This window comes from Sphingobium cupriresistens LL01, from assembly GCF_001046645.1.
In the GTDB taxonomy this organism is placed as follows: Bacteria; Pseudomonadota; Alphaproteobacteria; order Sphingomonadales; family Sphingomonadaceae; genus Sphingobium; species Sphingobium cupriresistens.
Genome location: NZ_KQ130435.1, coordinates 27,930 through 42,073, shown reverse-complemented (window position 1 = coordinate 42,073; position 14,144 = coordinate 27,930). Strand labels below are relative to the sequence as shown.

Sequence of the window (14,144 nt, the reverse complement as noted above, 5' to 3'; positions counted from 1 at the left end):
CCACAGACGCCGGGAAATCAAGGGCTGGACAGCAGAGACATGGTTACAAGTGCAGAAGAGTTGCGCGCCAGCCTGGACGCCATCGCATTGTTGGAGCCTGGCTTTGGCGCGGCGATCGGCCGGGTGGGCTATCCCGCGCCGCGCGCGCGGGCGCCCGGTTACGAAACGCTGCTCCGGACCATCGTTGGCCAGCAGGTCAGCGTGGCGGCCGCGGCGGCGGTGTGGCGCAAGCTGGAAGCGGAACTGGGCGAAGGCTGCGCGCCCGACGCACTGATCGCGCGCGACTTCGACACTTTGCGCGCCTGCGGCCTGTCCCGTCAGAAACAGGGCTATGCCCGCAGCCTGGCCGACCTGATCCTGTCGGGCGCGCTGGATCTGCACGCCTTGCCCGCCGATGACGAGGAGGCGATCGCCCAACTCGTCCGCATCAAAGGCATCGGCCGCTGGTCGGCGGAAATCTACCTGCTGTTCGCGGAGGGGCGACCCGACATCTGGCCCGCCGGCGACCTGGCGGTGCAGATCGAGATCGGCCGCATCCTGGGCCTGCCCGAACGGCCGAGCGAGAAACTGACCCGCGAAGTCGCCCAAGCCTGGCGCCCGCATCGCGGCGCCGCCGCGATCATGGCCTGGCACCATTATAACACCGAGGTATTTTGACATGACTCTCCCGCACGCCCGCTACATCGTCCTTCAACATGAGGGCGTCTGGAAGATCAATCTGGACAACAGATATTACGGCCCGTTCCCGACGCAGGCGTTGGCCGTGGACAGCGCCACCGGCACGGCGCGGCAGGCGAGCGAGGCGGGCTATCCCGCGTCGGTGCTGCTGATGCAGGGGGCGCAGTTCGAAACGCTGTGGACCAGCGTTGCGGACTGACCTGTCCTTTAGGGCAGGTTTTGGAGCGCAGCGGAACCAAGCGGCGGCCAGGGACTTTATTGGCTCCAAGTTCAACGGATCAGGTGATGAGCAAGAAGGTTCTGATAGTCGAAGACGAAATTTTCGTCGCATTGGAGATCGAGCAGATTGTCGAAGACGCTGGATTCCAGGTCGGGGCGATCGCCGCCGACCGCGAAGGCGCGCTCGCCTGCGCGCAAGATTGCGATATAGCGCTGGTCGACCTCAACCTGCGCGATGGCCCGACCGGGCCGCAGATCGGCATGGAACTGGCGGCGCGTCACGGCATCCGCGTGATCTATGTGACCGCCAATCCGTCGCAGATCGGCGCGGCGTCGGTCGCGGCGCTGGGCGTCATCACCAAGCCGTTCCGTGCCCATAGCATCAGCGCGACGCTACAACTGGCCGCTGCCGAGCAGCCCGACCTGACCGCTGCCGAAATTGCCGGCTTCACGCCGTTTCCGCTGCCCGGCTCATGGAACGCGATGGAATCCAGAGGCTAAGACGCAGGCCGTCCGGCCGCCAGTCGCGTTCGATCCGGCCACCCAGTTGCCGTTCGACGCTGAGCGTCATCAATCGGCTGCCGAACCCATCGAGGCGACCGGGCACCACCGGCGGGCCACCTTCTTCGCGCCAGTCGATGCGCACGTCGCCCCGTTCCACCGACACATGCAGATGCACCATGCCGTTGGCCACCGACAACGCGCCATATTTGGCCGTGTTGGTCGCCAGTTCATGGAACAGCAGCGCCAGCGGCGTCGCCGAGCGATCATCGATCGCCGGGTCATCGCCTGACAACGCAATGCGCGGTCCCGCCGCACCGCGATAGGGTGCGAAAATCTGGTCGAGTATGCCCCACAGGCTGCCCCGCCCGCCGCCCGCCTGCGGCGCGGATTCGGCGCTGTGCGGCCGCACGAAATCATGGGCGCGGCCCAGCGCCAGGATGCGGTCGCGCAGATCGTCGGCCACATTGGCGATTTCAGGGTGCTGCCGCGCCGACAGGCCGATCAGGCCCGCGATCACCGAGAAGATATTCTTGATCCGGTGCGATAGTTCATGCGCGATCATCTCGCGCTCTTCCATCATCAGCTTTTGTTCGTGGATTTCGGTGCAGGTGCCGATCCAACGTATGATCATGCCGTCGCCATCGCGGATCGGCAGCGCCCGGCCCAGCGTCCAGCGATAGTCGCCGCTATGGTGCCGCAGCCGATATTCGATTTCGTAAGGCTCGCCGGTGGCCAGGCTGTGGCGCCAGCGCGCCCAGGCGCGATCCTGATCGTCGGGATGGAACATGCCGTTCCACGCCGCGCCATCGGTCGATCCGGTCGGCACGCCAGTATAGTCGTACCAGCGCGCGTTATAATAATCATGATAGCCGTCGGGCAAGGTCGACCAGACCATCTGCGGCATCGCATCCGACAGGGTCCGAAACATCCGGTCGCTTTCGGCGACGGCGGCGGCGTCCATGCGCTGGCGCAGGATCATGTCGCGGTCGCGGCGGCGCCCTTCCAGTTCCACCATCACCTGGCGGGCGAGCAGGGTCAGGCCCTGTCGCTGCAACGGGGTCAGGTCTGCGCGCGGGACGGTGTCGATGACGCAGAGCGCGCCCAGCGCTTCGCCATCCGCCCCCACCAGCGGCGCGCCGGCGTAGAAGCGGACATAGGGCGGGCCGGTGACCAGCCCATTGTCGGCGAAGCGGGGGTCGCGGGTCGCGTCGGGGACGAGGAAGATATCCGCGCCCAGCATCGCCAGCGCGCAGAAGGAGACGTCGCGCGGCGTTTCTTCGGCATCGATGCCGACGCGGGACAGGAAGCGTTGCCGCACATCCTCCACAATGCTGACCAGGGCGATCGGCACGCCGCACAATTGCGCGGCGAAGCCGGTGATCTCGTCCAGGTTACGGAAGCCGCCGGCATCCAGGTCGTAGAGCGACAGCAACGTCGCCCGATCGGTCGCCAGTCCGCGTTCCTCAGCCATCGCTGACCCGCTCGATATCGGCGCCGACGGCCGATAGCTTTTCCTCCAGCCGCTCATAGCCGCGATCGAGATGATAGACGCGCTGCACCTGGGTTTCCCCTTCGGCGGCCAGACCGGCGAGGATGAGGCTCATCGAGGCGCGCAGGTCGGTCGCCATCACCGGCGCGCCGACCAGCCTGTCGACGCCGCGCACGACGGCGGTGCGGCCGTTGACGGCGATGTCCGCGCCCATGCGCGCCAGTTCGGGCACATGCATGTAACGATTTTCGAAGATGGTTTCGGTCAGGACCGACGCGCCGTTCGCCTTCGTCAGCATCGCCATGAACTGCGCCTGCATATCCGTCGGGAAGGCCGGGAAGGGCGCGGTCGACAGGGTCAGGGGCTTCAGTTTGCCATCGGACGATATGCGGATGCCGTTCTTGTGCGGATCGACCTGAACCCCCGCGTCGCGCAGCGCGGCGAGGATGGCGTGCATGTCGTCGGCATTGGCGCCGATCAGGTCGACCGATCCGCCGGTGATGGCGGCGGCGCAGGCGTAGCTGCCCGCTTCGATCCGGTCGGGCATGACGCTGTAGGTCGCGCCATGCAGCCGCTCGCGACCGTGGATGACCAGCTTGTCGGTGCCGATGCCCTCAATATCCGCGCCCATGGCGACGAGCAGGTTGCAAAGGTCAACGATTTCCGGCTCGCGCGCGGCGTTTTCCAGGATGCAGGCGCCCTTGGCGAGCGACGCGGCCATCACCGCATTTTCGGTGGCGCCGACCGACACCACCGGAAAGGTGTAGATGCCGCCCGGAAGGCCACCGTCCGGCACGCTGGCGCGCACATAACCCGCGGTCGTTTCGAGCGTCGCGCCGAAGGCTTCGAGCGCTTTGAGATGCAGGTCGATCGGGCGGTTGCCGATGGCGCAGCCGCCGGGCAGCGACACGCGCGCTTCGCCGACACGGGCGAGCAGCGGGCCGAGCACCAGGATCGACGCGCGCATCTTGCGCACGATGTCATAGGGCGCTTCGGTCGAGGTGACGCGGCCCGCGCGCATGGTCAGGACGCGGCCGAAATCCTCCGGCCGGGCGCCCTCTATCATGGTCGATACGCCCAACTGGTTCAGCAGATGGCCGAAACTGTCGACGTCGGCCAGCCGCGGCAGGTTGCGCAGCGTCACCGGCTCGTCGGTCAGCAACGCGCAGGGCAGCAGCGTCAGAGCGGCGTTCTTCGCGCCGGAGATGGGGAGGCGGCCATTGAGCGCGTTGCCGCCGCGGATGTGAATGCGGTCCATTGGACAGGGTTCATAGCGTCTATTGCGTCCCTTGCAAGGCAGCTCGACCGCCATTCGACATGGTTAATCTGGCGCGGCGGCAAACATATGCAACATAATTGCAAAGCGGGCGGCAACCTTGATCGAGTTTAGTGCGCATCCTGAAAATGCAGCCAAAAGGCGCATGGGGCGTTCTGCCATCGTAACGACAATTGGAAAAAGGTGTTTTGGGTGGCGACGAGCTGTTTCGCGGAAAGGCTGGCAAAACAGGTGCCCCTGTCCGACGCGGAAAAAAGGGCGTTGATTCGGCTTGAGGAAAATCCGCGCAAGGTGAAGCGCGGCGGAATGATCCAGCGGGTCAACGACACGGTGACGGAATTGTTCGTGCTGCGCGAAGGCCGTGTGATGAGCTTCGTCATCCTGCCCGACGGCAGTCGCCAGATTCTGCGCGTCTATTTCCCCGGCGATTTCATCGGGTCCGCCAGCACCATCTATAGCAAGGCGCCCGAATCGCTGGTTGCGCTGTCCGATGTGATCGTGTGCCCGTTCGACAAACATGCGCTGCGCCGGCTGCTGGAGGAATCGCCGCGGGTCGCGGCGCTGCTGTTCCTGCTGTCCAATGCGGAGCGGGTGGCGATGACCGACCGGCTGGCCGCGCTGGGGCGGACATCGGCCAAGGCGCGCGTCGCCGCCTTCCTGCTCGACATGTTCGACCGGCTGCGCGTCACCGACGACAGCATCGTCGACAGTTTCGACCTGAAGCTGACGCAGGAGGAAATCGGCGATTCGATCGGGTTGACGTCGGTCCATGTCAACCGGATGATCCGGCAGATGGAGCTGGAAGGCCTGATCAGCCGATCCAACGGGCGCATCACCCTCAACGACATGGCCCGGCTGGAGGAGATTGGCCATTATACCAACCGCCTGAAAGACATGGATCTGGACTGGTTGCCGGTCAGCTAAGCTATTTGCTGGCCCTGCGATCGGGTGCGAAGCAACGATCGCAACGACGCCAGCAAGTGACGCCCGGCATTGCCATCGCCGGGGTCAGCCCGCGTTCGGGATAGAGGCCCGCCAGGATCGCGGGCGACACGCCTTCGGGCGCGGCGCGATTGTGGCACATCAGGCAGTTGCGGACATATTTGGCGCGGGTGAGCGCCGAATGATCCTCCTGTGCGAAGGCCGCGCCCGGAGGCAGGAGCAAGAGCGCCGCCAGCGCCGCTGGCCGCCGCCTCACGCCATCAACTCGACATCCCAATAGAGCCAGTCGTGCCAGCTTTCGTGCAGATAGCCGGGCGGAAAGGCGCGGCCATGTTCCTGCAAATGCCAACTGGTCGGGCGGATCGGTTCGACATGCAGGCGCATCCCCGCCTGCTTGGGCGTGCGCCCGCCCTTTTTGAGGTTGCAGGGCGAACAGGCGGTCGCGACATTTTCCCAGGTGGTGCGCCCGCCCGCGCGGCGGGGCACGACATGGTCGAAGGTCAGGTCGCTCGTCGTGCCGCAATATTGGCAGGAGAATTTGTCGCGCAGGAACAGGTTGAATCGGGTGAAGGCGGGATGTTCGGACGGACGCACATATTGTTTGAGCGCGATCACCGACGGGATCTTCATGTCCAGGCTGGGGCTGTGGACCTGCCGCTCATAGCTGGCGATGATGTCCACCCGGTCCAGAAACACCGCCTTGATAGCGGTCTGCCAGGGCCAGAGGCTCAGGGGATAATAGCTGAGCGGCGTGTAATCTGCATTGAGCACAAGCGCCGGGCAGTTTTCCGGGTGCCGTATAAGATCGGGATGGTACATAGAAACGCTTCTACCCCCTTGCCGACGCCGCTGATCCACCAACAACGTGACATGAGCATGACAGCATTAACGAATATCGCTCGTCAAGAGCCTGTATGACTCTATCCGCCGCACTACCGCATATGGTGACCCGCTTCGCCCCCAGCCCCACTGGGTTGCTGCATGTCGGCCATGGCTGGTCGGCACTGATGGCACATGACTTGACCCGCGCGGCCAGCGGCGCCTTTCGCCTGCGGATCGAGGATATCGATGGCGCCCGGAGTCGGCCCGATCATGTCGCGGGCATCATCGCCGACCTGACATGGCTGGGCGTGGCGTGGGACGGCGATATCGTCTTCCAGTCGCAGCGGCTGGACGCCTATGAAGCGGCGTTGGAATTGCTCCGCGCGCAAGGGCTGCTCTATCCCTGCTTCTGCACGCGCGCCGACATCCAAGCCAGCCTGACCGCGCCGCACGGGCCGGAGGGGCCGGTCTATCCGGGGACATGCCGGGGCTTGAGCGATGCCGGGCGGGCGCGGCGGATTGATGCCGGGGAGGCCCGTGCCTGGCGCATCGACATGGCCCAGGCGGTGGCGCGGGTTGGGGCGTTGACATGGGCAGCGCTCCCTTTTCCGCCCGGCCTCGATACCAACCGCAGCATAAATGCCAATCCCATCGCCCATGGCGACGTCGTTCTGGCGCGCAAGGACGCGCCGGCCAGCTATCACCTGTCCTGCACGCTGGACGATGCGGCGATGGGCGTGACCCATGTGCTGCGCGGCGACGACCTGCGCGGCGCGACCGACATTCACCGGCTGCTGCAGGCGCTGCTGGGCCTGCCCAGCCCCGCTTATGTCCACCATCCGCTGCTGGTCGGGTCGGACGGCAAGCGCCTGGCCAAGCGCAGTGGGTCGATCGCGATCGCTCAATTGCGCGCGCAGGGCGTTGCGCCCGACGCGCTGGCCGCCGACCTGCGCGCAGGACGCTTTCCGGTTGGAATCGCGCTGGCGAGCGCCTAGACTGGTCCCATGAACACGATCCTCGTCATCGCCCTGATCCTTGCCATGATCGCCACGCTGGTCGCGCTGATCCGGGGCATCGTCGCCTTTCTCCAGACCACGAAGGAAGAGCTGAACCTGCCCGAAGGCGCGGTGCGGCCGTCCAGCCTGAAACAGAATAAGATGATGATGAACCGCATCCTGTTCCAGGCCGCGGCGATCATCATCGTGGCGATCTTGCTGATGGCCAAGGGGCATGGCTGAGGCCAGCAACTTGCCCTGTTGTCACGCCGTTCGTGCTGAGTAGGGACTGAGCTTGTCGAAGGCCCATATCGAAGCATGGATACCGCGCCATGTCCTTCGATATGCCATTTCGACAAGCTCAATGGCTACTCAGGACGAACGGGTGCTTCAAATTCATTCGGTTGCTAAAGGGCGTGCCTACAAAGATGGTCAAGCTGAACAAAATCTACACCCGGACCGGGGACAATGGCACGACGGGCCTGGTCGATGGATCGCGCCTGCCCAAATATGCGCCGCGGATGCAGGCCGTGGGCGATGTCGATGAAGCCAACAGCGCGATCGGCCTGGCCATCGTCGCCTTGGGCGAGCGGCCCGAAGCCGCCTGGCTGACCGTCATCCAGAACGACCTGTTCGACCTGGGCGCCGACCTGGCGACGCCGATTCCCGACGGCGCCGACGAACCCTGGGCGCTGCGCATCATCGCCAGCCAGGTAACCCGGCTGGAGCAGCAGATCGACGCTATGAACGGTGATCTCGCCCCGCTTGACAGCTTCATCCTGCCCGGCGGTTCGCCGGCTGCCGCCGCCGTCCACCTCGCCCGCGCGATCACGCGCCGGGCTGAACGCAGCGCGACCGCCGCGGCCGTGGAGGTCGCGCTCAATGCCCAAGCGCTGGCCTATCTCAACCGATTGTCGGACCTGCTGTTCGTGCTGGCGCGCCGCCTGAACGACAATGGTGCGGCGGACGTCAAATGGGTGCCGGGCGCATCGCGCTGACTCCGCTCGACTCGCCCGCCGCACGGGCCATCCGGTAACATCGGCTTAACCCTGTTTCTTCAGGCGGCATTTAGACCGTCCCCGGACGTTGCGCTCCAAACGCACCGTCCGGGGGACCGTCATGCATTTCTACCTAGCCACATCCTTCATCTTTCCGCGTTCGCTCCGCTTGCGCCTTTTCACCCTCTGTTTCGTCGCCACCCATATGCCGTTGCTGGCCTATCTAGGCTGGGGCTTCGCCAGCGGCCGCATCGCGCTCGCCGAATTCATCCTGCTGACGATGGCCACGGTCATCGGCACCGGCATAGCCCTGCTGGGCATCGGCGCGCTGCTCAATCCGATCCATGCGCTGGCGCAGACGCTGCATCGCGGCGAAGGCGAAGCGCCTGCGCTGCCTGACGTCGGCGACGTCATCCATACCCTCTACGCGGGAGTGCAGCGCGTCGCCAGCGCCACGCGCGAGCGGCTGGACGACCTGCATCAGGCCGCGCATGAAGACCCGCTGACCGGCATCGCCAACCGTCGCGGCTTCCTGGCCCATATGGACGCGCTGCCGGATGACCGGCGCAGGGGCTGTATCGCGATCATCGACATCGACTATTTCAAGCGGGTCAACGATCTGCTGGGCCATGAGGAGGGCGACCGGGTGCTGGCCAGCTTCGCCACCCGCCTGTCCGCACTGGTTCGCCGCGTCGACATGGTCGCCCGCTGGGGCGGGGAGGAATTCGCCATCTTCTTCCAGGATTGTATCGAGGACGAGGCAAGCTGGTCGCTGGCGCGGATCGCCAGCCGGATGCGCAGCGAACCGATCGGCCGCGTGCAGGACCGGCCGATCAGCTTTTCCGCCGGCGTGTGCCGCTGGACCGGCGGCGAACTCGATGCGGCGCTGCGCCGCGCCGATGATGCGCTGTACGAAGCCAAGCAGTCGGGCCGCGATCGGGTCTGCCGCGCCGCGCCGATTTTGCAGGAGTTGTGATCCTGCCCTAAAGATCACTGTCTGGAACCGCCCGCCGCCTTATGCGCTTGTCCCTGGTAGAGAACGGCGCAACCGTATCGGAAAGGACAGGCATGGCGAAAAGCTGGACGGACGCGCATCAGGACGACCTGGAAGAGCGCTATCGCGTCGTCCGCGCCCTAAGCGAAGCTCTGGCCGCCCCGCTGTCGGACGCCGACGCCACGGTCCAGTCGATGCCCGACGCATCGCCAGCCAAATGGCATCTGGCGCATGTGACCTGGTTTTTCGAGACGTTTGTGCTGCGCGACCATGTGGCGGGATACCGGCCGTTCGATCCGCGCTACGCCTTTCTGTTCAACAGCTATTATGAGGCGGAGGGCGCGCGCCACGCCCGGCCGATGCGGGGGATGCTGACCCGCCCCTCGCTGACCGACATTCGCGCCTATCGCGCGCATGTCGACGCGGCGCTGATCGGTGCGCTGGGTATGCTGCCGCAATCTGCGCGGGCATTGGTCATGCTGGGGCTGCAGCATGAGCAGCAACATCAGGAATTGCTGCTGACCGACCTGCTGCACCTCTTTTCGCTCAATCCGCTGGAGCCGGCGCTGTTTGGCGCACCCAGCGCCGCGCCAGTAGCCCTGCCCGGCCCGCTCCACTGGATTGAGGGGCGCGAAGGCCTGGTCGAGATTGGCGAGGACGGACGCGGCGGCTTCGCCTTCGATTGCGAGGGACCGCGGCACAAAGCGGTGTTGCGTCCGCACGCGCTCGCGCACCGGCCCATCAGCAATGGCGAATGGATCGCCTTCATAGAGGATGGCGGCTATCGTGACCCGGCGCATTGGCTGTCGGACGGCTGGGCCTGGGTCCAGGGCGGGGGCGTGGATGCGCCGCTGTACTGGAAGCACGGCGAACAGGGCTGGACCCGCTTTGGCCTCGACGGGCGGCAGCCGGTCAATCCGGCCGCGCCGGTCACACATATCAGCCTGTATGAAGCCGACGCCTATGCCAGCTGGGCCGAGGCGAGACTGCCGACCGAAGCCGAATGGGAAAGCGCGGCGCAAAATGTCGCGGCGGTCAGCGGCAACCAACTGGACGGCCCCGCCTGCCCCAGGCCAAAGCCGGCAGAAGACGGTTCCGCGCTGACGCAGATGTTCGGCGATGTGTGGGAGTGGACGGGGAGCGCCTATCGCCCCCATCCCGGCTTTCGCGCTGCGCCGGGCGCGGTCGGCGAATATAACGGCAAGTTCATGTCCGGCCAGTTCGTGCTGAAGGGCGGCAGTTGCGCCACTCCGCGCGGCCATGCGCGGGGCAGCTATCGCAATTTCTTTTACCCCCATCACCGCTGGCAGTTCACCGGACTGCGGCTGGCCAAGGATCTGTAAGCGCCATGTTGCTGACGCAGGACGCCCCCAAAAACGCCCGCTCGATCGATCCGGCGTTCTACCATGACATTGTAACGGGTCTGTCGCGCAGTCCCAAGGCTACGCCGCCGACATGGTTTTATGACCGGCGCGGGTCGGAATTGTTCGAAGCGATCACCGATCTGCCCGAATATTATCCCACCCGCACCGAAACCGCCCTGCTGGAGCGGCATGGCGCGGATTTCGCCGCAGCGGTGGGCGCAGGGCGCGCGGTTGTGGAATTCGGTGCGGGCAGTTCGCGCAAGACGCCGCATCTTTTGCGTGCGATCGCGCCTGCCGCCTATGTGCCGATCGACATCAGCGGCGACTTCCTGCACGCGAGCAGCGCGGCGCTGGCGGCGGCCTTTCCCGGTCTGCCGGTCCTGCCGGTGGTGGGTGACTTCAACCGGCCGCTGGCCTTGCCCGCCGCGATAGCTGGAATGTCGCGACTGGGCTTCTTCCCTGGATCGACGATCGGCAATATGGAGCCGGACGCCGCGGTCGATCTGCTACGGGCGATGCGCCGACTGCTGGGCGATGAGGCCAAGCTGCTGATCGGGATGGACCGGATCAAGGATCGTAATCGACTGATTGCGGCCTATGACGATGCGCAGGGCGTGACCGCCGCCTTCAACCTCAACCTTATCGAGCGGATCAACCGCGAACTGGAGGGCGACCTGCCGATCGACGGCTTTGCCCATCGCGCCATCTGGAACGACGAAAAGGCGCGGATCGAAATGCATCTGGAAGCGCGGCGGCCGCTGCATTTCCATGTTGCGGGTCAATGTTTCCACATGGATTCGGGCGAGACGATCCATACCGAAAGCAGCCATAAATATGGCGCGCGCGATCAACGCCTGCTGCTGCGCGCAGGTGGATGGGAACCGACGGCCGAGTGGACCGACGACGAAGGGCTATTCGCGCTGGTGCTGGCGGAGGCGGGGTAGGGCATTTCCGGACGGTCGGGAATGCGCGGATGCATGGCGTACTCGTGCGAAAAGGGCAAAACCGGCTCCTAATTTTCTGCGCTTATTCCGCGCATTGAGCGAATCTCTCTTCCCGTTCCGTCGTCAATGCGCAGCACCCCAACTCGGCCCGGCACCGATTTCCACGCCTAGCGGCACGCTCAGTGTCACGATCGGCTCGGCGGCGCTTTCCATGACGCTGCGGATGACCGCGCTGGCGGCTTCGACGTCGCCTTGCGGCAGTTCGAACACCAGTTCGTCATGGACCTGAAGCAGCATCCGCACGCGGTGCAGCCCTGCCGCCTCCAGCGCCGGTCCCATGCGCGCCATGGCGCGTTTGATGATGTCGGCGCTGGTGCCCTGGATCGGGGCGTTGATCGCGGCGCGTTCGGCGCCCTGGCGTTCGTGCTGGATCGGCGCGGTGATGCGCGGGAACCAGGTCTTGCGGCCGAACAGCGTTTCGGTGAAGCCGTTGGCGCGCGCTTTTTCCAGCGTTTCGTTGATATAGACGCTGATGCCGGGGAAACGCTCATAATATTTGGAGATCATGTCCTGCGCTTCGTCCGCGCTGATTTCCAGCCGGCCCGCCAGCCCCCAGCGCGAGATGCCGTAGAGAATGGCGAAGTTGATCGTCTTGGCGCGGCCGCGGGTGTCGCGATTGACCTCTCCGAACAATTCCTGGGCGGTGCGGTTGTGGATGTCCTCGCCCTGTTCGAACGCCTCCTTGAGCGCGGGCACGTCGGCCATGTGCGCGGCGAGGCGCAGCTCGATCTGGCTATAGTCGGCGGCGAGGATGACATTGCCGGGTTCGGCGACGAAAGCGTGGCGGATCTGGCGGCCGATTTCGGTGCGGATCGGGATATTCTGGAGGTTGGGGTCGGTCGAGGAGAGGCGGCCGGTCTGCGCGCCGGTCAGCGAGTAACTGGTATGGACGCGGCCCGTATCGGCATTGATCTGCTGTTGCAGGGCGTCGGTATAGGTGGATTTGAGCTTGGAGAGCTGGCGCCATTCCAGCACCAGCCCGCAAATCGCCGAGCCTTCGGCCTTCAATTTTTCCAGCACGGTGACGTCGGTGGAATAGGTGCCGCTCTTGCCCTTCTTGCCGCCCTTCAGCCCCATTTCGTCGAACAGGACGACGCCAAGCTGCTGGGGCGATCCTATGGTGAAGGGGTGGCCGGCCAGTTCGTAGATTTCGGCTTCCAGCCCCGCCATCGATTGGGAGAAGGTGCCGGACAGGCGGGAGAGCTGCTCGCGATCGACCTTGATGCCGTGCCGCTCCATGCCTGCGACGACGGGGATCAGCGGCCGGTCGACCAGTTGATAGACGCGGGTGACGCGCTCGGCCGCCAGGCGCTGCGACAATTTATGCCACAGCCGCCAGGTGACTTCGGCGTCCTCGGCGGCGTAGGCGGTCGCCTTGTCCAGCGGGACATGGGCGAAACTGATCGCCTTCTTGCCGGTGCCGGTCACCTCCTTGAAGCTGATGCATGTGTGCTGGAGATGGACGCTGGCCGCTTCGTCCATGCCGTGGCCGCCCAGCGACTTGCCGGCGTCGAGGTCGAAGCTCATCACCATCGAATCGTCGATCGGCGTCACCTCCAGCCCGACGCGGGCGAGGACGTTGAGATCATATTTGATATTATGACCAACCTTGAGCACGGCGTCGTCGGCGAGCAGCGGGCGGAGCAGGCGGATCGCGGCGTCGAGCGGGATTTGCGGCGGCACCTCGCCGAACATGTCGTCGGCGGAGCGGTGGGCGAGCGGGATGTAGCAGGCCCGGCCCGGCCCGGTGGACAGGCTGATGCCGACCAGGCCCGATTCCATGCTGTCGAGGCTGTCGGTTTCGGTGTCGACCGCAACGACGCCCAGCGCCTGCGCTTCGGCGATCCAGGCTTCCAGTTGCGCGACCGTGGTGACGGTTTCGTACAGGGCGCAGTCGATCGGGGGATGTTCGACAGCGGCTGGGGCGGCGGGGGCTGCGGTCGTGGCGGCGACGCTGGCTACTGCGACGGCGGCGGCAGGCGCGCCGAGGCGACCCAGCAGAGTCTTGAAGCCGTGGTGGGACAGAAATTGCTGGAGCGGTTCCTTGGGAATGCCCTTGAGCGTCAGGTCGTCCAGCGGTTCGGGCAGGTCCATGCTGTCGTGCAGCGCCACCAGCCGCCGCGACAGCCGCGCCATGTCGGCATGGGCGATGAGGTTTTCCTGCATCTTCGACTTCTTCATGGCCGGCGCGGCGGTCAGCACGCTTTCCAGGTCGCCATATTCGGTGATGAGCTTCGACGCGGTCTTGGGGCCGATGCCCGGCACGCCCGGCACATTGTCGACGCTGTCGCCCATCAGCGCCAGCACGTCGCCCAATTGTTCGGGCTGCACGCCGAACTTGCCCATGACATAGTCCGGCCCACGCCGTTCATTCTTCATCGTGTCGTACATGTCGACGCCAGGCTGGATCAACTGCATCAGATCCTTGTCGGAACTGACGATGGTGACGTGCCAGCCGGCCGCGACCGCCGCCCTGGTATAGGTGGCGATGATGTCGTCCGCCTCGAACCCGGCTTCTTCGATACAGGGGAGGGAGAAGGCGCGGGTGGCGTCTCGGATCATGGGGAACTGGGGGACGAGGTCTTCGGGCGCGGGCGGTCGGTTCGCCTTATACTGGTCGTACATGTCGTTGCGGAAAGTGTGCGATCCCTTGTCCAGCACGACCGCCATATGGGTCGGGCCTTCCGCCTTGCCCAGTTCCTCGGCCAGCTTCCAGAGCATGGTGGTGTAGCCATAGACGGCGCCGACCGGCTGGCCATGCTGATTGGTGAGCGGGGGAAGCTGGTGATAGGCGCGGAAGATATAGCCGCTGCCATCGACGAGATAGAGGTGATTCTGGGTCATGGGGAGGGGGATAGC

15 protein-coding genes are annotated in these 14,144 nt (G+C 65.3%); 10 read left to right on the top strand and 5 right to left on the bottom strand.

All coding sequences use genetic code 11. The annotated features are described in order from the left end of the window. Positions 1–39: 39 nt before the first annotated feature. From V473_RS13215 to V473_RS13205, 3 genes are all read left to right on the top strand, one after another. The gene (locus tag V473_RS13215) at positions 40–657 is read left to right on the top strand and encodes a DNA-3-methyladenine glycosylase family protein (protein ID WP_066605784.1); all 618 of its coding nucleotides are present in this window, start codon (positions 40–42) and stop codon (positions 655–657) included. 1 nt (position 658) lies between these two features. Next, complete coding sequence (locus tag V473_RS13210; protein ID WP_066605782.1) at positions 659–877, top strand: hypothetical protein; 219 nt, start codon at positions 659–661, stop codon at positions 875–877. 83 nt (positions 878–960) lie between these two features. Continuing rightward, entirely contained in the window at positions 961–1,398 is a 438-nt protein-coding gene (locus tag V473_RS13205; protein WP_269076446.1) for a response regulator, read from the top strand. Here the strand turns inward: V473_RS13205 and V473_RS13200 are convergent. Both V473_RS13200 and murA read right to left on the bottom strand, forming a co-directional pair. Then, positions 1,346–2,872 carry a PAS domain-containing protein gene (locus V473_RS13200; RefSeq protein ID WP_066605767.1) on the bottom strand — a complete coding sequence of 509 codons (1,527 nt, stop codon included), beginning with the start codon at positions 2,870–2,872 and terminating at the stop codon, positions 1,346–1,348. The two genes, V473_RS13205 and V473_RS13200, sit on opposite strands and share 53 nt — an antisense overlap. Next, a complete protein-coding gene (gene murA, locus V473_RS13195; RefSeq protein ID WP_066605765.1) occupies positions 2,865–4,148 on the bottom strand; it encodes a UDP-N-acetylglucosamine 1-carboxyvinyltransferase in 1,284 nt (427 codons plus the stop codon). The genes V473_RS13200 and murA overlap by 8 nt, the downstream gene beginning before the upstream one ends. Positions 4,149–4,358: 210 nt before the next feature. Here murA and V473_RS13190 point away from each other — a divergent pair, with 210 nt between their 5' ends. After that, on the top strand, positions 4,359–5,090 hold the full coding sequence (locus V473_RS13190; protein WP_201785524.1) for a Crp/Fnr family transcriptional regulator: 732 nt from the start codon (positions 4,359–4,361) through the stop codon (positions 5,088–5,090). A gap of 1 nt (position 5,091) precedes the next feature. On the opposite strand, the gene V473_RS13185 is transcribed toward V473_RS13190, so the two are convergent. Both V473_RS13185 and V473_RS13180 read right to left on the bottom strand, forming a co-directional pair. Next, positions 5,092–5,364 (bottom strand): hypothetical protein, encoded by a 273-nt coding sequence (locus V473_RS13185; RefSeq protein WP_066605763.1) that lies wholly within the window; start codon positions 5,362–5,364, stop codon positions 5,092–5,094. Further along, positions 5,361–5,927 (bottom strand): HNH endonuclease, encoded by a 567-nt coding sequence (locus tag V473_RS13180; protein WP_066605761.1) that lies wholly within the window; start codon positions 5,925–5,927, stop codon positions 5,361–5,363. The genes V473_RS13185 and V473_RS13180 overlap by 4 nt, the downstream gene beginning before the upstream one ends. A 95-nt stretch (positions 5,928–6,022) precedes the next feature. Here V473_RS13180 and gluQRS point away from each other — a divergent pair, with 95 nt between their 5' ends. From gluQRS to egtD, 6 genes are all read left to right on the top strand, one after another. Beyond that, on the top strand, positions 6,023–6,925 hold the full coding sequence (gene gluQRS, locus V473_RS13175; protein ID WP_082679136.1) for a tRNA glutamyl-Q(34) synthetase GluQRS: 903 nt from the start codon (positions 6,023–6,025) through the stop codon (positions 6,923–6,925). Between the two features lie 9 nt (positions 6,926–6,934). Continuing rightward, positions 6,935–7,168: a twin transmembrane helix small protein gene (locus tag V473_RS13170; protein ID WP_066605757.1), complete on the top strand. Its 234-nt coding sequence runs from the start codon at positions 6,935–6,937 to the stop codon at positions 7,166–7,168. Between the two features lie 185 nt (positions 7,169–7,353). Continuing rightward, a complete protein-coding gene (locus V473_RS13165; protein ID WP_066605756.1) occupies positions 7,354–7,923 on the top strand; it encodes a cob(I)yrinic acid a,c-diamide adenosyltransferase in 570 nt (189 codons plus the stop codon). Between the two features lie 121 nt (positions 7,924–8,044). After that, positions 8,045–8,899: a GGDEF domain-containing protein gene (locus V473_RS13160; protein WP_066605754.1), complete on the top strand. Its 855-nt coding sequence runs from the start codon at positions 8,045–8,047 to the stop codon at positions 8,897–8,899. A 92-nt stretch (positions 8,900–8,991) separates the two neighbouring features. After that, a complete protein-coding gene (egtB, locus tag V473_RS13155; protein ID WP_066605753.1) occupies positions 8,992–10,260 on the top strand; it encodes an ergothioneine biosynthesis protein EgtB in 1,269 nt (422 codons plus the stop codon). Positions 10,261–10,265: 5 nt separating this feature from the next. After that, positions 10,266–11,225 carry an L-histidine N(alpha)-methyltransferase gene (gene egtD / locus V473_RS13150; protein WP_066605751.1) on the top strand — a complete coding sequence of 320 codons (960 nt, stop codon included), beginning with the start codon at positions 10,266–10,268 and terminating at the stop codon, positions 11,223–11,225. A gap of 123 nt (positions 11,226–11,348) precedes the next feature. Here egtD and polA read toward each other — a convergent pair whose 3' ends face one another. Next, positions 11,349–14,129, bottom strand: coding sequence for a DNA polymerase I (gene polA, locus V473_RS13145; protein WP_066605748.1), 2,781 nt, complete (start codon positions 14,127–14,129; stop codon positions 11,349–11,351). Between the last annotated feature and the right edge of the window lie 15 nt (positions 14,130–14,144).